The sequence below is a fragment of the Allobosea sp. genome (genome assembly GCF_017308015.1).
Classification (GTDB): Bacteria; Pseudomonadota; Alphaproteobacteria; order Rhizobiales; family Beijerinckiaceae; genus Allobosea.
Map to the genome: position 1 here is coordinate 12,644 of NZ_JAFKFW010000015.1, position 19,350 is coordinate 31,993.

The window sequence follows — 19,350 nt, forward strand, 5'->3', positions numbered from 1 at the left end:
AGCATTTTCAAGCGAAGTGGGGACCGGTTCGCGTGAAGAAAATGCGATAAGACAAAGACCCTAAGCCGGCTTCACATAGCCTTTCCAGCAGCGCCCGAGCGCGATCTCCCGCCGGCCCGTCAGGACCGGTGCGTAGATTCGGCGCAGGGCCTCGTTTGCGACCGTGACCGGGCAGAGCGGGTAGAGCACGAGGTCCGCCTCGCGGGCGAGCGTGATCTCCGTATCGTCCGGCTTCGGCACGGCCCGGAACGGGTCGGCGCCGATGGCGATGCCGCGTGGCGCGCTCCGGTCCATCACGAACGGAAACGGGTTGACGAAATTGAGGCTCATGATCGTCTCGAAACGGCGCCCGCTCGCCTGCTCGTGTGCCAGGATCGCCGAGACGCCCTCGTCGACCGCCATCAGCCACGAAGCCTGGAAGTCGAGTTCGGAATAGAGCTGCGGTGACGGCAGCATCTCGCGGGCAGCGAAATCCCGGAATGTCGCCGAATGGAAGGCGTAAAGGTCGAGCATCGCGCTGGCGCGGCTGACGACATTGGCATGCTGCGAGACCTGGCCGAGACGGCCGAGATGCTGGTTCGGCAGCGCGGTATAGCCCGCCTGCGCCATCAGCGCCCGCGCGGCGCGCTGGAGCACGGTCTCGGCCGGCGGGATCGCGGTGGCCGCGACCAGGCCGCAGACCAGGAGCGCGCCGCGCCGGCCGCTGCCGAGCCAGCGCGACAGGATGACCAGCAGGACCGGCCAGATGAAGATGAAGGCCTGCCCGCCGGTGTTCTGGGTCTCGAAGAACAGCCCCGCTGCGAGGACGACCGCGAGCCAGGCGACATCGCGGTCGAGCAGGCGGACGAAGCCGGCCGCAGACAGGTGGCGGCGCAGCGCAAGAGCAGCCTCCGCGATGTCGCGGCGATCCAGCCAGAGCAGGGCGAGCCCGAGCGCCGCTCCGGCGCCGACGATGTCGAGATGCAGCGAGGTGGCCTGGACGAAGCGCGGCAGGATGCCGCCGGCATTGATCGCGACAAGCGCGAGAATGCTGTCGAGATAGGCGCTGACAAGCCCGGTCGCGAATTCGAGCCCTAGCATCCCGAGACCGGCCGCGGCGGCGACGAGGAGACACTGGCGCCAGCCGATCCGCCCGGCTGCCAAGGCGAAGATCGTGACGAGGCCGCCGGCGAGGAAGCCGGTGATCTTGATCAGGAACAGCGCCGTGAGCGTCCAGCCGATGATCGCCCAGAGTGCGAGGCCACGCAGGAAGACGAGGCCCGAGACCAGCACATAGAGCACGATGCTGACATGGCGGTTGTAGATGCCGAAGCCGTCCGTGCCGGGGAAGAAGGAGTAATGCTCGACATTGATCGGCAGGATCTGGAAGGCGAGATAGGGCAGGAGCAGCGCCGTTGCCTTGGCGCGCGACAGCTTGCCGACCTGGTGCAGGACGAGCGCCATCGCCGGGGCCGTCACCGCGAACAGGCACCATTGCGCCGTAAGCAGCGGCTGCGCGCGCGGAAACAGCGCGTCGAAACCGGCGAAGAGCCAGTAGCCGAGCGGACCGACCGGCGCGATGAAATCGACCAGCGGCACCTGCCCGTCGCCGATCCGGTTGGCGGCGTCGAGATACAGGACGAGGTCCCAGTACATCGGCCCGAGCGGCAGCGTCAGGGGCTGCGTCAACACGAGCGCGCAGGCGAGAAGGGCGATGCCGAGCAGAGCGAGCGGCAGGTTCGGAAACTGTCCCGCCCGTGTCGAAACGCGCGTCCCGATCGTGCCGCCGGCCTGCATGGCGCTCTTCCCCGTCCCTGTGACGGGGTTTGCTAGCAGGATCCGGTTAAAATCGGCCTTCGGCTGCCATGTTGCCGCTGAGCGGGTTGGCCTCGTCCCAGCCATAGCGCAGTGTTTCGAAGCGCATCGTCAGTGAATCGAGCAGGAGGAGCTTGCCGACCAGTGGCTCGCCAAAGCCGGTGATGGCGCGTACCACCTCCAGCGCCATCAGGGAGCCGATCACGCCCGGCAGGGCGCCGAGCACGCCGGCTTCCGCGCAGGTCGGGATCGCGCCGGGCGGCGGTGCTTCCGGAAAGAGGCAGCGCCAGGTCGGGTTCGGCTTTCCGTCCGGCCCGGTCTCATGGGCGCGGATCGTGGTGAGCGAGCCGTCGAAGCGCCCGAGCGCGCCCATCACCACCGGCTTGCGCTCATGGAAACAGGCGTCGGACACGGCATAGCGCGTCGCGAAATTGTCGGAGCCTTCCGCCGCGATATCGTAGAAGGCGATCAGCGCGCGGGCATTATGCGGATCGAGCCGCGTGACATGTTCCTCGACCACGACGTTCGGGTTGAGATTGCGCACGAAGCGGGCGGCGACCACCGCCTTGTGTGCGCCGATATCCTCGGTGGTGAAGATGGTCTGGCGCTGCAGGTTCGAGAGCGAGACGATATCGTCGTCGACGATGCCGATCTTCCCCACGCCGGCCGCGGCCAGATACTGAAGCAGCGGTGCGCCGAGCCCGCCAGCCCCGACGACCAGCACGCGCGCGTTCTTCAGCCGCTGCTGCCCCGGCCCGCCGATCTCGGGCAGGACGATATGGCGCGCATAGCGCTCGATCTCGTCGTCGTTCAGCATCATGGGCGGTAGCCTAAGGCCGGGAGCGGCCTCTGGGCAATCGCCATGCCTGCGCGACCATGCCGTCGTGATGAACATGACCTTTCGCCAGCTTGGCCGCGTCGCTTGGCCATGTCATCGTGCCGCCATCGAGGGCCGGATAACGGCGCCCGGCTGCAACAGGGGATCGCTTCCATGCGTTTGGGTTCTTTCGCGGCGGCGCTCGCCGGCGTGGCGCTTTCGGCCGTGGCGGCACTGGCACAGCCTCAGCCAATCAAGCCGGCGATCGTCTACGACAAGGGCGGCAAGTTCGACAAATCCTTCAACGAGGGTGTGTTCATCGGCGCCGAGAAGTTCAGGAAGGAGACGAATGTCGACTTCCGCGATTTCGAGCCTACTAACGACGCCCAGATCGAGCAGGCCCTGCGCCGCTTCGCCCGGGACGGCCATTCGCCGATCATCGCGGTCGGCTTCTCGCAGGCCACCGCCCTGCAGAAGGTTGCGGCCGAGTTCCCGAACCTGAAATTCACGATCATCGACATGGTGGTCGAACTGCCGAACGTACAATCGGTCGTCTTCAAGGAGCATGAGGGCTCCTATCTCGTCGGGCTGCTCGCGGCGATGGCCTCGAAGTCCGGCAAGGTCGGCTTCGTCGGCGGCATGGATATCCCGCTGATCCGCAAATTCGCCTGCGGCTACGTCCAGGGCGTCAAGGCCGGCAAGGCCGATGCCGAGATCTTCCAGAACATGACCGGCTCGACCCCGGCCGCCTGGAATGACCCGGTCAAGGGCGGCGAGCTCGCCAAGTCGCAGATCGATCGCGGGGCCGACGTGGTCTATCATGCGGCGGGCGGCACCGGTATCGGCGTGCTCCGGGCGGTGGCGGATGCCGGCAAGCTGGGCATCGGCGTCGATTCCAACCAGAACGCCCTCCATCCCGGCAAGGTCCTGACCTCGATGCTGAAGCGCGTCGACATCGCCGCCTACAACTCCTTCAAGGCGGCGCAGGACGGCTCCTGGAAGGCGGGCGTCTCGGTGCTCGGCCTGAAGGAAGAGGGTATCGACTGGGCGCTGGACGATAACAACAAGGCCCTGATCACGCCTCAGATGAAGGCCGCCGCCGACAAGGCCAAGGCCGATATCATTGCCGGCACCGTCAAGATCCACGACTACATGTCCGACCAGAAATGCACGATGTGAGGCGCGGGCGGCTCCCTTGAGTTCCGTGCTCGCCATCGAGCTTGTCGGGATCTCCAAGCGCTTCGGCCCGGTCGCCGCCAACAGGGACGTGTCCCTCTCGGTCGCGGCCGGCTCGATCCACGGCATCGTCGGCGAAAACGGCGCCGGCAAGTCGACGCTGATGTCGATCCTCTATGGCTTCTACGAGGCCGATGCCGGGGAGATCAGGATCGCCGGCGCACCGTGCCGCATCCGCTCCCCGGCCGATGCGATCGCGGCCGGGATCGGCATGGTCCATCAGCATTTCATGCTGGTGGAGACCTTGAGCGTCGTCGAGAACGTCGTACTCGGCGCCGAGGGCGGGGCTTTCCTGAAAAGCGGCGTCGGGAAGGCGCGAGCCGCCCTCGCCAGGCTCTCGCAGGACTACGGCCTCGCGATCGATCCCGATGCCATCGTCGGCGATCTTTCCGTGGGCCTGCAGCAGCGCGTCGAGATCCTGAAGGCGCTCTATCGCGGTGCCGAGATCCTGATCCTCGACGAGCCGACGGCGGTGCTGACCCCGGCCGAGGCCGACCAGTTCTTCGCCTTGCTCCGGGCGCTGAAGGCACAGGGCAAGACGGTGATCCTGATCACCCACAAGCTGCGCGAGATCATGGACGTCACCGACAGGGTCTCGGTGATGCGCCGCGGCGAGATGGTCGCCCATGTCGCCACGGCCGAAACCTCGCTGCCGGCTTTGGCCGAAGCGATGGTCGGCCGGCGCGTGCTGCTGCGGGTCGAGAAGGAGCCGCGCGAGCGTGGCGCGCCGGTGCTGGAGGCGGTCGGCCTCTCCTGCCGCGACGGGCGCGGCACCGAAACCCTGAAGGACGTCAATCTCACGCTTCATGCAGGCGAGATCGTCGGCATCGCGGGTGTCGCCGGCAATGGCCAGAGCGAATTGCTGGAGGTGCTGGCAGGCCTGATCCAGCCGAGCCGCGGCGTGATCCGGCTGGGCGGGCAGATTCTTGCCGCCGCCGACCGTCACCCTGCCCGCCTGCGCGATCGCGGCCTGATGCATATTCCCGAGGATCGCCACCGCAGCGGCCTCGTCACCGCCTTCTCCGCTGCCGAGAACGCCATCCTCGGTTATCAGCATGATCCGGCCTTCGGTTCCGGTCCCTTGCTCTCGCCGGCCCGCATCGAGGCTCATGCGCGCGAGGCCTTCGCGGCCTATGACGTGCGCCCGCCCGACCCGGCGCTGAAGACCGCAAAGTTCTCCGGCGGCAACCAGCAGAAGATCGTGCTCGCCCGTGAGATCGAGCGCGGCCCCAAGGTACTGCTCGTCGGCCAGCCAACACGCGGCGTCGATATCGGCGCGATCGAGTTCATCCATCGCCGGCTGGTGGCGCTGCGCGATGCCGGCGTCGCGATCCTGCTCGTTTCGGTCGAGTTGGAGGAGGTGATGGCGTTGTCCGACCGGATCATCGCCATGTGCGGCGGCCGGATCACCGGCGAGCGCGTCGCCGAGCAGGCCGACGAGCGCGATCTCGGCCTGCTGATGGCCGGCGTGACGGACGAGGCCGCATGAGCGCCGTACCCGTCGACCTCCCGCGCTGGGCCGATGTCGCGCTGGTGCCGCTGGTCTCGGTGATCGCGGCCCTGTTCGTCGCCGGGCTCGTCGTCGTCGGCATCGGCGAGAACCCGCTGGAGGCGACGGCCCTGCTTCTGCGCGGCGCGCTCGGCAGCGCCGAGGGGATGGGTTTCACGCTCTACTACGCCACGAACTTCATCTTCGCGGGGCTTGCGGTCGCCGTCGCCTTCCATGCCGGCCTGTTCAATATCGGCGGCGAGGGGCAGGCGACCGTCGCTGGCATCGCCATGGCGATCGCCTGCCTCGCCTTCTCTGCCTTGCCGGGCTTCTTGGCCGCACCGTTTGCGATCCTGGCGGCGGCGGCGGGCGGCGCGGCTTACGCCTTCATCCCCGGCTGGCTCCAGGCCAGGCGCGGGAGCCATGTCGTCATCACCACGATCATGCTGAACTTCGTCGCGGCGACGCTGATCGTCTATCTCTTGCGCGAAATCATCGGCAAACCCGGCTCGATGCAGCCGGAAACGCCGAATTTCCCGGCACAGGCCGTCCTGACGCCGATGCATCAATGGCTGGCGCCTTTCGGTATCGACCTGCCGTCGACCCCGCTCAACACGGCCTTCCTGCTGGCCCTGATGGCGCTCGTCGCCGTCTGGCTGCTGATCTGGCGGACGCGGTTGGGCTATGCGATCCGCACGGTCGGCGCCAATCCGCGCGCCGCCGCCTATGCCGGCATCTCGCCCGCCACTGTGACCATGATCGCGATGGCGATCTCCGGCGCGCTCGCCGGCGGACTCGCGGTCAACGAGGCGCTCGGCGTCCAGCACCGGCTGGTGCTCGACTTCACCGCCGGCTACGGCTTCGTCGGCATCGCGGTCGCACTGATGGGACGCGGCCACCCGGTTGGCGTCGGCCTCGCCGCCATGCTCTTCGGTGTGCTCTATCAGGGCGGAGCCGAACTCTCCTTCGACAAGCCGGCGATCACCCGCGACATGGTCGTGGTCATTGGCGGCGTGCTCGTCCTCTTCGCCGGAGCGCTGGACGGGCTGTTCCGCCGGCTTGTCGCAAGCGTCCTCCATAGCGGGCGGGAAGCGGCCTGATGGACCTGCTCCAGCTCATCGCCGTCATCCTCGATTCGACCATCCGGCTTTCGATCCCGCTGATCTGTGCAGCGATGGCCGGGCTCTGGTCGGAGCGGGCGGGCGTCGTCGATATCGGCCTCGAGGGCAAGATGCTCATCGCCGCCTTCGCCTCGGCGGTCGCGGCCTTCGTCACCGGCTCGGCCTGGGTCGGACTTGGCGCCGGCATCCTTGCAGCGTTGGCGCTGTCGCTGGTCCATGGCTTCGCCGCGATCACCTGGCGCGGCAACCAGATCGTCTCCGGCGTCGCCGTCAACATGCTGGCGGTGGGGCTCACGATCATCTTCGGCAATGCCTGGTACGGGCAGGGCGGGCGCACCCCCTCGCTCGAAGGCCCGGCCCGCTTCGGCGAGATCACCCTGCCCTTCGCCCGCTGGGCGCGCGAGCATGTGCCCGGGCTCGGCCTGATCTATGACGAGGTCGTCTCCGGCCACGCCGCGCCGGCCTATATCGCCCTGCTTTGCGTGTTCATCACGGCCTTCACCCTGAAGCGGACACGCTTCGGCCTGCGCATCCGTGCCGTCGGCGAGAATCCGGCTGCGGTCGACACGGCCGGCATCTCGGTCGCCGGCCTGCGTTATGGCGCGGTCGGGATCTGCGGCCTGCTCTGCGGCATCGGCGGCACTTACCTTGCCGTGGCACAATCCGCCGGCTTCCTGCCGCATATGACGGCGGGGCGCGGCTTCATTGCGCTGGCCGCCGTGATCTTCGCCAACTGGCGGCCCTGGCCGGCGCTGGGCGCGGGCCTCCTCTTCGGCCTGCTCGATGCGGTCGCGATCCGGCTCCAGGGCGTGACGCTGCCCGGTATCGGCCTCGTGCCGGTGGAAGCGATCCAGGCCTTGCCCTATCTGATGACCGTCGTCCTGCTCGCCGGCTTCATCGGCAAGGCGACACCGCCCAGGGCCTCCGGCCTGCCTTATGTGAAGGAACGCTGATTTGCCGGCCGATCCCGATTTCGAGGCCCTGTTCGCTGCCGCCGTCGCCATCCAGCCGCGCGCCTATGCGCCCTATTCGCGGTTCAAGGTCGGCGCCGCTCTGCTCGCCGATGACGGCGCGGTCCATGCCGGCTGCAATGTCGAGAACGCCGCCTATCCCGTCGGCTCCTGTGCCGAGGCCGGGGCTATCGCCGCGATGATCGGGGCTGGCGGGCGAGCCATTCGTGCTGTGCTCGTCTTTGGCGAGGGCGCCGAGCTGGTCACGCCCTGTGGTGCCTGCCGCCAGCGCATCCGCGAATTCGCGGCACCGGAGATCCCTATCGCGATCGCAGGCCCCGAGGGCATTCGCGCCCGCTTCACCCTGGAAGAGCTGTTGCCAGCCTCCTTCGGACCGGCCAATTTGCCGCGGTGATTTGCGGCCGCCTCGGCGGTCTGAAGGGAGCTTGGGATGGCGGCCGATCCGGCCTTCGACGAGGTGGCATCCATCCTGACGGATCGGGGTGTCGATGCGATCGATTGCGCGATCGTGCTCGGTACCGGCCTCGGCGCCGTCGCCGAGGACATCCAGGACGCGATCCGCATTCCCTATGCCGAGCTGCCCGGCTTCCCGCGTGGCGAGGTCTCCGGCCATGCCCGCCGGCTCTGCTACGGCATGCTGCATGGCCGCAAGGTGCTGATCTACGAGGGCCGCGCCCATTACTACGAGGGCGGCGATTCCGCGGTGATGCGGGTGCCGCTTGGCGTGCTCACCGCCTTCGGCTCGCCGCCGCTGATCCTGACCAATGCGGCGGGCTCGCTTTCGCCGGAGATGCGCCCGGGCAGCCTCGCCCTCATCACCGACCACATCAATCTGAACGGTCCCAACCCGCTGATCGGCGACAGGGGCGACGGGCGCTTCGTGCCGATGGTCGATGCCTATGACCCGCATCTGCGCGGCCGCTTCAAGCGTGCGGCGCAGAGGGCGGCGATCCCGCTCGGCGAGGGCGTCTATATGTGGTTCACCGGGCCGAGCTTCGAGACGCCGGCCGAGATCCGCATGGCCAAGGTTCTCGGCGCCGATCTCGTCGGCATGTCGACCGTGCCGGAGGTGATCCTGGCACGCCGCCACGGGTTGCGAGTCGCCGGCCTGTCCATCGTCACCAATATGGGTGCCGGCCTGCATGGCGGCACACCGCATCATGCCGAGACCCGCGATGTCGCGGGCCTCGCGGCGGGCGCGCTCAAGCGCCTGATCCGCACCTTCCTGTCGGAGTTGTAAGCCATGTCCGATGCCGATCTCGCCCGGCGCGCGCTCGCCTTGCTCGACCTCACCGATCTCGCCGATGACGCCACGGAGGCAGGCACCCGGGATCTCTGCCGGCGTGCCGTCTCCGGTCCCGTGCCGGTGGCGGCGGTCTGCCTGTGGTCCCGTTTCGTCGCGACGGCGCGGGCCGAGCTCGGCGATGGTCCCGTCCGCATCGCGACGGTGGTGAACTTTCCCGACGGCGACACGCCGATCGCCCCGGCCATGCGCGAGACGGAAGAGGCGCTCGCGGCGGGCGTCGACGAGATCGACCTCGTCCTGCCCTGGCGGGCCGTGCTCGCCGGCCAGACGACGGCTGCTACGGCCATGGTGCGCAACGTCAAGTCGCTCTGTGGCGAAAGGCGGCTGAAGGTTATTCTGCAGACCGGCGAATATCCCGATCTCGACAAGGTCAGGACAACCTCGGAGCTCGCCATCGCGGCCGGTGCCGATTTCATCAAGACCTCGACCGGCAAGACCGCGAACTCGGCCAGCATCCCGGCTGCGCGGGTGATGCTGAGCGTCATCGCGGGAGCCGGGCGCCCTGTCGGCTTGAAGCCGTCGGGCGGCATCCGGACGCTCGCCGACGCCAGGAGCTATCTCGAACTCGCCGATGCGATCATGGGCCCCGACTGGGTCTCGCCGACGACTTTCCGCTTCGGCGCCAGTGGTCTCCATGGCGCGCTCGTCGCGGCGATTGAAGGCGCCGCGCCCGATCCTGCGCCGCGCGGGAGTTATTGATGCGCCTGACCCAGGAAATCATCGCCGCCAAGCGCGACGGTGCGGAACTGTCCAATGCCGATATCCGCCAGCTCATCGCCGGCTTGCCGGACGGCACGGTCAGCGAGGGGCAGGCCGCGGCCTTCGCCATGGCGGTCTATTTCAACGGCATGACCGAGCGCGAGCGTGTGGCGCTGACGCTGGCCATGCGCGATTCGGGCACGGTGCTGCGCTGGGACGATCTGCCGGGCCCTGCTCTCGACAAGCATTCGACCGGCGGCGTCGGCGATACTGTCAGCCTGCCCTTGGCGGCGGCGGTCGCGGCCTGCGGTGGCCATGTCCCGATGATCTCCGGTCGCGGCCTCGGTCATACCGGCGGGACGCTCGACAAGCTCGATGCGGTGCCGGGCTACGTCACCCAGCCCGGCATCGACCTCTTTCGCAAGGTGGTGCGGGAGACGGGCTGCGCCATCATCGGCCAGACCGCCGATCTCGCCCCGGCCGACAAGCGCCTCTATGCCATCCGCGATGTCACTGCGACGGTCGAGACGATTCCCTTGCTGGTCTCCTCGATCCTGTCGAAGAAGCTCGCCGCCGGCCTGCACGGCCTCGCCATGGATGTGAAATTCGGTTCCGGCGCGTTTCTGCCTGATTATGGCAAGGCGCAGGCCCTGGCGCAGGCGCTGGTCGGCGTCGCCAATGGCGCCGGTCTGCCGACGAACGCGCTCCTGACCGATATGGGTGAGCCGCTCGCTTCGGCGGCCGGCAATGCGCTCGAGGTCGCCTATGCGCTCGACCACCTGACCGGCCGGCGGCGCGAGCCGCGTTTCCACGAGGTCACGGTGGCGCTCGCGGCCGAGATGCTGCTGCTCGGCAAGCTCGCGCCGGATCTCGACACCGCTCGCACCAAGATCGAGCAGGCTTTCGCCTCGGGTGCCGCAGCGGAGCGCTTCGCCCGGATGATCGTGGCACTCGGCGGTCCGGCGGATCTGCTGGAGGCGCCGCAGAAGCATCTTGCTGCCGCTCCCATCGTGAAGCCGGTCTATCCCGAAACGCCCGGGCAGATCGCGTCCATCGACACGCGCGCCGTCGGGCTGGCCGTCGTCGCGCTCGGTGGCGGCCGCGTGCGCCCGCAGGACCCGATCGACCATGCCGTCGGCATCGTCGCACTGGCGGGGATTGGCGACGCCGTCGGACCGGACCGGCCGCTCGGCATCGTCCATGCCCGTGACGAAGCCGGCTACGCCGCCGCAAGCGAGCGCTTGCACAGAGCCTATCGGATCGGAGAGGGTGCGGCGCGCGGCCCGCTGGTCGCGGAACGGTTGACGGAGAGGGTTACGGGATGAGTCTGCTTCTGGCCATGACGGGTTGGCATGTCGAGGACTGGCGCGCGCGCTTCCAGGCGCTGCTGCCGGATATGCCGATCGTCGTCCTCGGCGAGCCCTTCGACCGTCGCGCCGTCCATTATGTCGCGAGCTGGAAGCACCCGCCCGGCAGCCTGACCGGCCTGCCCAATCTCGCCGCGATCTTCTCGCTCGGCGCCGGCGTCGATTTCCTCTTCGCCGATGACAAGCTGCCGGCGGCCCCGATTGCGCGCATCGTCGATCCCGACCTGACGACGCGGATGAGCGAATACATTGTCCTGCACTGCCTGAGCTACCTGCGCCAGCAGCGCCGCTATGATAGCCAGCAGCGCGAGAAGCTCTGGGACGACGACCGCAACCAGCCGGCCGCGCGCTCGGTCCGCGTCGGCATCATGGGGCTGGGAGAGCTGGGGCAGGACGCGGCCCGCAAGCTCGGGATGATCGGCTTCGACGTCGCCGGCTGGAGCCGCTCGCCAAAGACCATCGAGGGTCTGCAGACCTTCTCCGGCGAGGACGGCATGAAGGCCTTCCTTGCCCGCACCGACATCCTCGTCAGCCTGTTGCCGCTGACTCCCGATACGCGTGGCATCATCGATGCCGAGATGCTCTCGGGTCTCGCCCAGGACGGGCGGCTCGGCGGGCCGTTCCTGATCAATGCCGGGCGCGGCGGCCTGCAGGTTGCGGATGATATCCTCGCCGCGCTCGATGCCGGCACGCTGAAGGGCGCGACCCTCGACGTCTTCGAGGTCGAACCGCTGCCGACGGATTCAGCCCTCTGGACCCATCCCGGCGTGACGGTCACCCCCCATAATTCAGCGATGTCGGAGCCGGAGGCCATCGCCACCGCGGTCGCCCAGCAGATCGGGCGCTTGGAGGCGGGCGAGCCGCTGCTCAACGTGGTCGATCCGGCAAGGGGCTATTGATCGGCCCTGGCGGGCTTCACGTGATCCGCTTGTCCGGGGAGTCGCAGAGGTCGTTCTGGATGCAGCGGACGCATTCGGGGCGAAGCGCCTTGCAGGTATAGCGTCCGTGCAGGATGAGCCAGTGATGGGCGTGCCGGCCGAATTCGGGCGGCACCGCCTTCTCCAGCCCGAGTTCGACCTGCAGTACGTTCTTGCCCGGCGCGATGCGCAGGCGGTTGGCGATCCGGAAGACATGGGTGTCGACCGCATGGGTGATCTCGCCGAAGGCGATGTTGAGCACGACATTGGCGGTCTTGCGGCCGACGCCCGGCAGGCTCTCCAAGGCTTCGCGCGTCGCCGGCACCTCGCCGCCATATTCGGCGATCAGCCGCTCGCAGAGCGCGATCACGTTCTTCGCCTTGGTACGGTAGAGCCCGATCGTCTTGACGTATTCGCGGACGGTCTCCTCGCCGAGCGCGAGCATCTTCTCAGGCGTGTCGGCAATGGCGAAGAGCGGGCGCGTTGCCTTGTTCACCCCGGCATCGGTCGCCTGCGCCGACAGGACAACGGCCACCAGCAAGGTGAAGGCGTTGGTGTGGTCCAGCTCGCCCTTGGGCTCGGGATTGGCCGCCTGGAAGCGGCGAAAGATCTCGTAGATCTCCGCCGGCTTGCGCGCGCGCGGCAACGTGATGCGCTTTACCGGCGCCGCGGCGCGAGGGGGCCTGTTCCGCTGATCCATGACGGCGTTATAATCGCCGCATGACACCCGGCAATAGCCTTGGCAGCAAGATCGCGGACGCGTCGCAGCGACCGGTCTTCGACGCCACGATCACGCCGCATCGCTCGCTCGGCCAGAACGGCTTTCGCATCGTGATGACGCTGGTCTGCCTTGCCAGCGTCATCTCCTCGGTCCCCTTCGTCGTGCTCGGCGCCTGGCCGGTGGCCGGTTTCTTCGGGCTCGACATTCTTGCGCTCTTCGCCGCTTTCCACCTCAACTTCCGGCATGCGCGCTCCTTCGAGCGCATCGTGGTGACGCCGCTGGAGATTTTCCTGCGCAAGGTCTCGCATCATGGCCGCGAGACGGTCTGGCGCTTCAATCCGATCTGGACGAGGCTCGAACGCCAGACGGACGAGGATTACGGCCTGCTCGGCCTGAAGCTGGTCTCGCGCGGGCAGAGCGTCGCGGTCGCCTCCGCGCTTTCGCCGCATGAGCGCTCGGGCTTTGCCGATGCATTGGGCTTGGCGCTGTCGAGTGCCCGCCGTGGCCCTGACTACGGTGCATCCTGAGCGGCGCTCGCTCTGGCGAGCCATATCGTATGTCCTCCGCAACTTGGGTCCTCGGTGACGTGGTCGACGACCGAGAAGCCGTTTTCCGCCAGCAGAGCCCGGTATTCCTGTGGGGCGAGGCTGCCATGATAGAGCGCCTCTCCCTCGAAACGGCCGATCGCCTCGCCGTGGGCCGGGCCGCTGGTGAACATCAGGGCAGCGCCCGGCGCGGCATGCGCCGCGAAGACCTTGAACATCCCGCGCTGGTCCTCGGGAGTCAGGTGGAAGAACGAGTCCCAGGCAATCAGCCCGCCGAAGCGGCGGCCGAGCGCAAGGCGGCGCATGTCGGCAACCTGCCAGTCGCCCTTCGGAAAACGCGCCCGGCACAGCGCGATCATCGCCGGGGCGGAGTCGACGCCGGTGACGGGATGGCCCTGCTCGCCGAGATGGCGGGCGATCGGCTGGCCGGTGCCGCAGCCGATATCGAGAATTGTGGCACCGGGCGCGAGCAGGCTCCGGAAGCGTGCCAGCCAGGGACCTTCCATGAGCAGCTTGCCGCGTAAACCGTCATAGGTGGCGGCATGGCGCTGGTAGAGGTCGATGACGGCGTCGGCGGGGGAGGTCATGGCCTTATGAACCCTCATCCTGAGCAGGTCCGCAAGCTCTCGCGAAGGAGGCTGGGAACGATCTGGAGCCTCCTTCGCGGCGCCGCTCGCGCGGCTCCTCAGGATGAGGGTCGATCGACAAGGACGACGGGGAGTGCAACCCCGCCCTTGCCAGCTTTCGGGTGGGAACGGCATGGTGGAGACCCTAGATTCGCATCATGACGAATGATGCGAGGTTCCCATGAACGCTCATGCTTCCATGAAAACGGCGATGACCCCGACGCGCTTCTCCAATGCAGTGCTGGCGCGCGCCACGGATGCGATGCCGAGCGAGGCCGATTTCCCGGCCGTCGCCCCCGGCTCCGACTATGACACGGTCCGGCGCATCCTCTCCTTCATCACCCATAACTGGCGCGAGCAGCCGACGATCGAAGCGATCGCCGAGGCCGCCGGAGCGACTCCGACCGATGTCCACCACCTCTTCCGGCGCTGGTGTGGGCTGACGCCGAAGGCGTTCCTGCAGGCGATCACGCTCGACCATGCCAAGGGGCTGCTCTCGTCTTCCGCCAGCATCCTCGATACGGCGCTGGAAGTCGGCCTGTCCGGCCCCGGCCGCCTGCATGATCTCTTTGTGACGCATGAGGCGATGTCGCCCGGCGAATGGAAGACCGGCGGCGAAGGCCTGAAGCTCTCCTACGGCTTCCATGCATCGCCCTTCGGCGAGGCGCTGGTGGTCATCACCGATCGCGGCCTTGCCGGTCTCGGCTGGGTCTCGAACAGCGCCGATGGCGGCAAGGTCGTCGGCGGCCGGGCCGAAGCGCTGGCCGACATGATGCGGCGCTGGCCTCATGCCGACTACCATTATGATCCGGTGCTGACGGCGCCCTATGCCGGCCGGATCTTCGAGCCCAAGGCCTGGTCGCCGGAGACGCCCTTGCGCGTCGTGCTGATCGGCACGGATTTCGAGGTGCGGGTCTGGGAGACGCTGCTGCGTATTCCGGTCGGCTGCGCCACGACCTATGGCGAGGTCGCCAGCCATATCGGCAAGCCCAGCGCGGCACGCGCCGTCGGCATGGCGGTCGGCAAGAACCCGATCTCCTTCGTGGTGCCCTGCCACCGGGTCATCGGCAAGTCCGGTGCGCTGACCGGCTATCACTGGGGCCTGACGCGCAAGCGCGCCATCCTCGGCTGGGAGGCCGGCCAGACCGCTGCCGGCTGAGCTGCCCGCTCTATTTCTTCAGATACATGTCCCAGCAGGGCGCGAGCGCGATCCGCTCGCGCCCTTCGAGTGCGGCGGCGAAGTGACTGCGGATCATCTCGCGCGGCGTCGTTACCGGGCATTTCGGCATCAGCATCGCGTCGGTCTGCCTGAGCGCCTCGATGGTGCCCGGCTGCAAATCGGGTGTGCTGCGGCCGGGATCGACGCCGACCGGCACGATCCGTGGCGGCGTACGCTGCAGCAGGACGTTCAGCGGATCGACGAAATCGAACGTGAAGAAGCCGTTGAGCTCGCGCTTGTTGGCGGTTTCCCAAGCCTTGATCGCGGTGATCGCCTGCTGGATCTCGAGCATCCAGGTCGCCTGGTAGTCGATCTCGGAATAGAGCGTGTAGGAGGGCAGGATGTCGCGTCGTATCAGGTCGCGATAGCCCTCCGGCTGCGTCGCGTAGTGATCGAGCATCGTGGCGGCGCGGGTGGCGATGTCCGGCTTCACGCTGACGCGGCCGAGGGGCCCGAGATCAGGCACGTCGAGCGCGACATAGGTCGCCCCGCCGATCACCGCGCGCATGCCCCGCTCCATGCAGATCACGGCGCTCGGCAATGCGACTGCGAGCGCGAGCACGAGTACGACGGGTCGCATGCGATCCTCGCGCCGCTCCCGCCAGTCGAGGATGAGCGGCAGAAGAATCGGCCACAGACCGATGAATTCGAGCGAGCCTGTATTCTGCGTCTCGAACAGGGCGAGCGCGACCAGGCCGACGGCGAACCAGCCGATCGGCGCATCGGCCAGTGTCCGCCAGTCGGCAAGCGCCGTCGGCAAACCGTTGCGCCAGGAGGCGTAAGCCAGAGCGGCCAGCAGCAGCAGCGATGGCCCGATCACGTTGAACTTGACGGAGGCTACGGTCAGGAAGCGCGGCAGCAGCGTATCCGTGTTGAGGCCGAGCAGAGTCAGGATGTCGAGGACATAGGCCGAGCTCAGCCCGGTCGCGAGTTCGAGTACCCCCAGTGCGAGGATGACGAGGCCGGCGGCGATGACCGCATCGCGGAAGCGCATCCGGCCGCTCAGCGTGGCGTAGCCGACGAGCAGCGTGCCGGAGACGGCCCCGGTGACTTTGGTCAGGAAGAGCGTCAGCATCAGCACGGCCACGAGCCCGATGCTGAGGCTGCGTCGCTGCGCGAAGATCAACGTGGCGATCAGCAGATAGAGCAGCAGCGCCACATGGCGGTTGTAGAAGCCGTATCCGTCAAATCCGGGCGAGGGATAGAGCCCGTGGAGGTTGATCGGCAGTGCCGCGAACAGCAGGAAAGGCAGCACCAGCGCAAGGGCCTGCGGACGGGAGCGCCGGCAGACCTCGCCGGCGATGAGGGCGAGCACCGGCAGCATGACCGGCAGCAGGGCCCAGTTGATGAGCAGCATCGGCTGCGCATTCGGGAAGGCAATGTCGAGAGCCGCGGCAAGGTAGAAGCCGAGCGGACCGATCGGCGCGAAGAAGTCGATGGTCGGGACCTGGCCGAGCTCGATGCGCTGGATCGCGTCGAGATAGACCACGGTATCCCAGGCATTCGGTCCGAGCGGAAGACGCAGCGGCAGGATCAGGCCGGCGACCGCCGTCAGCGCGAAGGCCGCGATCCATACGAGGGGCGAGCCGACCATGCGCAGCACCCATCCCTTGCCACCGATACGCCCGTCGTCGACTCGGGAGTTCCGCCTCTCGATCTCGCTCATCGCCATGCCGAACCCTCCTGGTCCAGCCCGCTCTCTGGCAGAAAAAACTTACCAGTTGCCTGACGCATAGGCAGGTTCTTGCCGGGTTTCGGCAGGAACCCCCGGCTTCGGAGGTGTGTTGCGCTCCGGTGCCCTGCGCGGGCCTCCGATCAGAGCAGCCCGCGCCCGGCGAGGTGGCGCATCAGATGCGAGGCGCCATAGGTCCAGGGCGCACATTCGTCGGTGCGCTTCATCCGGTTGACGAGGCTGCCGAGCTCGGGCGCGGCGATGGTGACGATGTCCCCGTATTTATGGGTGAAGCCACCGCCCGGCGCATCGCGATCCTTGATCGGCGCGAACATCGTGCCGAGGTAGAGCGCTGCCCCGTCCGGATACTGATGATGCGGGCCGATCATTTGCGCGGCCAGGTCGGCCGGGTCGCGACTGATCTTCGCGATCGAGGAAGAGCCCTCCAGCGTGAAGCCGTCCTCGCCCGCGACCGTCAGCGTCACGGTCGTCCTGCGGACATGATCGAGCGTGAAGCCGGCATCGAACAGGCGGATGAAGGGGCCGACGGCCGCGGCGGCGTTGTTGTCCTTGGCCTTGCCGAGCAGGAGCGCCGAGCGGCCCTCGACATCGCGCAGGTTGACGTCGTTGCCGAGCGTGGCGCCGACGATTGCGCCGGTCGAGGCGACGACCAGCACGATCTCGGGCTCGGGATTGTTCCAGCTCGAGGCCGGATGCAGGCCGGCATCCGCGCCGGTACCGACCGTCGACATCGGTGGGGCCTTGGTGAAGATCTCGGCATCCGGCCCGATGCCGACTTCGAGATACTGGCTCCAGGCGCCCTGCTTGATCAGCACCTCCTTGAGACGCATCGCCTCCGGCGAGCCGGGCTTCAGCTTGGAGAGATCATCGCCGATGAGCTTGCCGATTTCCGCGCGGATCGTCGCGGCGGCGGCCGGGTTGCCGCGCGCCTTCTCCTCGATCACGCGCTCCAGCATCGAGACCGCGAAGGTGACGCCGGCGGCCTTCACCGCCTGCAGATCGAGGGGCGAGAGGAGCCAGGGCCGCTTCGGATCGCGGCCGTCCACGGGCGTGTTTGCGAGAATGTCGGCGAGCGAGCCGATCGCCTCGCCGTCGGCGGCGCGCAGCGCGGCGGCCGGTTCGTGACTTTCGCAGAGATCCCGGCTGGTCGGGAAACTCCTGGTCACGTCCACGACCTGCCCGCCGCGGAGCGTCACCACGGCCGGTCCGCCGATCTCGGGGCGCCAGACGCGGCCGGCGAGTGCGGCGGCATCGGCGTCTACCGGCAAGGTTGCGGTCGCGGAAAGATCGAGGCTGGGCATGGCGGCATCCACGAAGCGGGTTCGGATAGGCTGAGCAGATCAGCCGGTTATGCGCGAATGTGCAAGCCGCCCCCAGACCATAGGCGGATTGCGCCGGCTGTCATCGATTTGTCATTGAAATGTCGCCTGCGCTACATGCTAGCTTGCGCACCAACGACAAGAACCGCGGCGGCGCTCGCCCGCGGAAGGGAGACATTCCATGACCATCAAATCGCGCATCCTGATGTCGGTCGCGGCTTTTGCGCTCGCTGGCGCCTCGCCTGCCCTGGCGCAGACCGAGATCCAGTGGTGGCACGCGCTGACCGGCGCCAATAACGACGTTGTCGTCAAGCTCTCCGAGGACTTCAACGCCTCGCAGAAGGACTACAAGGTCGTACCCGTTTACAAGGGCTCCTATCCCGACACGCTGAATGCCGGCATCGCCGCCTTCCGTGCCGGCCAGGCCCCGCATATCCTGCAGGTCTTCGAGGTCGGCACCGGCACGATGATGTCGGCCAAGGGCGCGATCAAGCCGGTCCACGAGATCATGAAGGAAGCCGGCGAGAAGTTCGATCCGAACGCCTATCTGCCTGCGATCACCGGTTATTATTCGACGGCCAAGGGCGAGATGCTCTCGATGCCGTTCAACTCCTCGTCGATGGTGATGTGGTACAACAAGGACGCCTTCAAGAAGGCGGGCCTCGACCCGGCCAAGCCGCCGAAGACCTGGCCCGAGACCTTCGAGGCCGCCAAGAAGCTGAAGGCTGCCGGCTACGACAAGTGCGGCGTCTCGAACGCCTGGGCGACCTGGGCCAATATCGAGCAGTTCGGCGCTTGGCACAACATCGCGCTCTCGACGAAGGTCAATGGCATGGCCGGTTTCGACGCCGTGCTGGAGTTCAACAAGAGCCCGGCTTTCCTGAAGCACTGGACCAACCTGGTCGAGCTGCAGAAGGACAAGACCTATGACTATTCCGGCCGCACCAACAATGGCGAAGGCCGCTTCACCTCGGGCGAATGCCCGATCTTCCTGACCTCCTCGGGCTTCTTCGGCAACGTCAGGGCGAACGCCAAGTTCGACTGGGGCAATGCGCCGATGCCGTATTATCCTGACGTGCAGGGCGCCCCGCAGAACTCGATCATCGGTGGCGCTTCGCTCTGGGTGATGGGTGGCAAGAAGGCCGACGAATACAAGGGTGTCGCGAAGTTCTTCACCTTCCTCTCGAATGTCGATCGTCAGGTGAAGCTGCATACCGAGTCGGGCTATCTGCCGATCACCAAGGCGGCCTACGAGAAGGTCAAGGAATCCGGCTTCTACAAGGACAAGCCCTATCTCGAGACCCCGATCCTGGAGCTGACCAACAAGGCTCCGACCGATAATTCGAAGGGCCTGCGCTATGGCAGCCTCGTCCAGATCCGCGACATCTGGTCGGAGGAGCTGGAGGCGGCGCTGAACGGCCAGAAGTCGCCGCAGGCGGCGCTGGACGCGGCGGCCGAGCGCGGCAACCAGATGCTGCGCCAGTTCGAGCGTACCGCCGCCCGCTGAGCG

General features: G+C 67.4%; 18 protein-coding genes. 12 read left to right on the plus strand and 6 right to left on the minus strand.

Annotated elements, in window-relative coordinates:
* Positions 1-60 precede the first annotated feature (60 nt).
* Both J0I42_RS13810 and J0I42_RS13815 read right to left on the minus strand, forming a co-directional pair.
* Complete coding sequence (locus tag J0I42_RS13810) at positions 61-1,776, minus strand: hypothetical protein (protein WP_291655548.1); 1,716 nt, start codon at positions 1,774-1,776, stop codon at positions 61-63.
* Positions 1,777-1,822: 46 nt separating this feature from the next.
* Positions 1,823-2,614, minus strand: coding sequence for a HesA/MoeB/ThiF family protein (locus tag J0I42_RS13815; RefSeq protein ID WP_291655550.1), 792 nt, complete (start codon positions 2,612-2,614; stop codon positions 1,823-1,825).
* A 171-nt stretch (positions 2,615-2,785) separates the two neighbouring features.
* On the opposite strand from J0I42_RS13815, the gene J0I42_RS13820 reads away from it, so the two are divergent.
* The 9 genes from J0I42_RS13820 to J0I42_RS13860 are packed head-to-tail and all read left to right on the plus strand — an operon-like array spanning position 2,786 to position 11,699.
* Positions 2,786-3,790 (plus strand): BMP family lipoprotein, encoded by a 1,005-nt coding sequence (locus J0I42_RS13820; RefSeq protein WP_291655552.1) that lies wholly within the window; start codon positions 2,786-2,788, stop codon positions 3,788-3,790.
* A 16-nt stretch (positions 3,791-3,806) separates the two neighbouring features.
* On the plus strand, positions 3,807-5,336 hold the full coding sequence (locus J0I42_RS13825) for an ABC transporter ATP-binding protein (protein ID WP_291655553.1): 1,530 nt from the start codon (positions 3,807-3,809) through the stop codon (positions 5,334-5,336).
* Positions 5,333-6,436, plus strand: a complete 1,104-nt coding sequence (locus J0I42_RS13830; protein ID WP_291655554.1) for an ABC transporter permease — start codon at positions 5,333-5,335, stop codon at positions 6,434-6,436. The genes J0I42_RS13825 and J0I42_RS13830 overlap by 4 nt, the downstream gene beginning before the upstream one ends.
* Positions 6,436-7,410 carry an ABC transporter permease gene (locus J0I42_RS13835; protein WP_291655556.1) on the plus strand — a complete coding sequence of 325 codons (975 nt, stop codon included), beginning with the start codon at positions 6,436-6,438 and terminating at the stop codon, positions 7,408-7,410. The genes J0I42_RS13830 and J0I42_RS13835 overlap by 1 nt, the downstream gene beginning before the upstream one ends.
* 1 nt (position 7,411) lies before the next feature.
* Complete coding sequence (locus tag J0I42_RS13840) at positions 7,412-7,822, plus strand: cytidine deaminase (protein ID WP_291655557.1); 411 nt, start codon at positions 7,412-7,414, stop codon at positions 7,820-7,822.
* A 36-nt stretch (positions 7,823-7,858) separates the two neighbouring features.
* Positions 7,859-8,668 (plus strand): purine-nucleoside phosphorylase, encoded by an 810-nt coding sequence (locus tag J0I42_RS13845; RefSeq protein WP_291655558.1) that lies wholly within the window; start codon positions 7,859-7,861, stop codon positions 8,666-8,668.
* A 3-nt stretch (positions 8,669-8,671) separates the two neighbouring features.
* Entirely contained in the window at positions 8,672-9,433 is a 762-nt protein-coding gene (deoC, locus tag J0I42_RS13850) for a deoxyribose-phosphate aldolase (protein WP_291655559.1), read from the plus strand.
* Positions 9,433-10,758 carry a thymidine phosphorylase gene (deoA, locus tag J0I42_RS13855; protein WP_291655560.1) on the plus strand — a complete coding sequence of 442 codons (1,326 nt, stop codon included), beginning with the start codon at positions 9,433-9,435 and terminating at the stop codon, positions 10,756-10,758. Before deoC ends, deoA begins: the two co-directional genes overlap by 1 nt.
* On the plus strand, positions 10,755-11,699 hold the full coding sequence (locus tag J0I42_RS13860; RefSeq protein WP_291655561.1) for a 2-hydroxyacid dehydrogenase: 945 nt from the start codon (positions 10,755-10,757) through the stop codon (positions 11,697-11,699). The genes deoA and J0I42_RS13860 overlap by 4 nt, the downstream gene beginning before the upstream one ends.
* Positions 11,700-11,715: 16 nt before the next feature.
* On the opposite strand, the gene nth is transcribed toward J0I42_RS13860, so the two are convergent.
* Complete coding sequence (nth, locus tag J0I42_RS13865) at positions 11,716-12,417, minus strand: endonuclease III (RefSeq protein ID WP_291655563.1); 702 nt, start codon at positions 12,415-12,417, stop codon at positions 11,716-11,718.
* Positions 12,418-12,437: 20 nt separating this feature from the next.
* Between nth and J0I42_RS13870 the strand changes: the two genes are divergently transcribed.
* Positions 12,438-12,965 carry a DUF2244 domain-containing protein gene (locus J0I42_RS13870; protein ID WP_291655564.1) on the plus strand — a complete coding sequence of 176 codons (528 nt, stop codon included), beginning with the start codon at positions 12,438-12,440 and terminating at the stop codon, positions 12,963-12,965.
* Here the strand turns inward: J0I42_RS13870 and J0I42_RS13875 are convergent.
* Positions 12,950-13,570: a class I SAM-dependent DNA methyltransferase gene (locus J0I42_RS13875; protein WP_291655565.1), complete on the minus strand. Its 621-nt coding sequence runs from the start codon at positions 13,568-13,570 to the stop codon at positions 12,950-12,952. The two genes, J0I42_RS13870 and J0I42_RS13875, sit on opposite strands and share 16 nt — an antisense overlap.
* Before the next feature lie 301 nt (positions 13,571-13,871).
* Between J0I42_RS13875 and J0I42_RS13880 the strand changes: the two genes are divergently transcribed.
* Positions 13,872-14,768, plus strand: coding sequence for a methylated-DNA--[protein]-cysteine S-methyltransferase (locus tag J0I42_RS13880; RefSeq protein WP_291655675.1), 897 nt, complete (start codon positions 13,872-13,874; stop codon positions 14,766-14,768).
* Between the two features lie 10 nt (positions 14,769-14,778).
* Here J0I42_RS13880 and J0I42_RS13885 read toward each other — a convergent pair whose 3' ends face one another.
* Both J0I42_RS13885 and J0I42_RS13890 read right to left on the minus strand, forming a co-directional pair.
* The gene (locus J0I42_RS13885; protein ID WP_291655567.1) at positions 14,779-16,500 is read right to left on the minus strand and encodes a hypothetical protein; all 1,722 of its coding nucleotides are present in this window, start codon (positions 16,498-16,500) and stop codon (positions 14,779-14,781) included.
* Between the two features lie 143 nt (positions 16,501-16,643).
* Positions 16,644-17,822 carry a fumarylacetoacetate hydrolase family protein gene (locus J0I42_RS13890; protein ID WP_291655569.1) on the minus strand — a complete coding sequence of 393 codons (1,179 nt, stop codon included), beginning with the start codon at positions 17,820-17,822 and terminating at the stop codon, positions 16,644-16,646.
* Between the two features lie 205 nt (positions 17,823-18,027).
* On the opposite strand from J0I42_RS13890, the gene ugpB reads away from it, so the two are divergent.
* A complete protein-coding gene (ugpB, locus tag J0I42_RS13895; protein ID WP_465247681.1) occupies positions 18,028-19,347 on the plus strand; it encodes a sn-glycerol-3-phosphate ABC transporter substrate-binding protein UgpB in 1,320 nt (439 codons plus the stop codon).
* Positions 19,348-19,350 lie beyond the last annotated feature (3 nt).

Coding starts and splice junctions, on each gene's coding strand:
- J0I42_RS13810 (WP_291655548.1), bottom strand. CDS start 1,776: ATGCAGGCCGGCGGCACGATCGGGACGCGCGTTTCGACACGGGCGGGA.
- J0I42_RS13815 (WP_291655550.1), bottom strand. CDS start 2,614: ATGATGCTGAACGACGACGAGATCGAGCGCTATGCGCGCCATATCGTC.
- J0I42_RS13820 (WP_291655552.1), top strand. CDS start 2,786: ATGCGTTTGGGTTCTTTCGCGGCGGCGCTCGCCGGCGTGGCGCTTTCG.
- J0I42_RS13830 (WP_291655554.1), top strand. CDS start 5,333: ATGAGCGCCGTACCCGTCGACCTCCCGCGCTGGGCCGATGTCGCGCTG.
- J0I42_RS13835 (WP_291655556.1), top strand. CDS start 6,436: ATGGACCTGCTCCAGCTCATCGCCGTCATCCTCGATTCGACCATCCGG.
- J0I42_RS13845 (WP_291655558.1), top strand. CDS start 7,859: ATGGCGGCCGATCCGGCCTTCGACGAGGTGGCATCCATCCTGACGGAT.
- deoC (WP_291655559.1), top strand. CDS start 8,672: ATGTCCGATGCCGATCTCGCCCGGCGCGCGCTCGCCTTGCTCGACCTC.
- deoA (WP_291655560.1), top strand. CDS start 9,433: ATGCGCCTGACCCAGGAAATCATCGCCGCCAAGCGCGACGGTGCGGAA.
- J0I42_RS13860 (WP_291655561.1), top strand. CDS start 10,755: ATGAGTCTGCTTCTGGCCATGACGGGTTGGCATGTCGAGGACTGGCGC.
- nth (WP_291655563.1), bottom strand. CDS start 12,417: ATGGATCAGCGGAACAGGCCCCCTCGCGCCGCGGCGCCGGTAAAGCGC.
- J0I42_RS13870 (WP_291655564.1), top strand. CDS start 12,438: ATGACACCCGGCAATAGCCTTGGCAGCAAGATCGCGGACGCGTCGCAG.
- J0I42_RS13875 (WP_291655565.1), bottom strand. CDS start 13,570: ATGACCTCCCCCGCCGACGCCGTCATCGACCTCTACCAGCGCCATGCC.
- J0I42_RS13880 (WP_291655675.1), top strand. CDS start 13,872: ATGCCGAGCGAGGCCGATTTCCCGGCCGTCGCCCCCGGCTCCGACTAT.
- J0I42_RS13885 (WP_291655567.1), bottom strand. CDS start 16,500: ATGGCGATGAGCGAGATCGAGAGGCGGAACTCCCGAGTCGACGACGGG.
- J0I42_RS13890 (WP_291655569.1), bottom strand. CDS start 17,822: ATGCCCAGCCTCGATCTTTCCGCGACCGCAACCTTGCCGGTAGACGCC.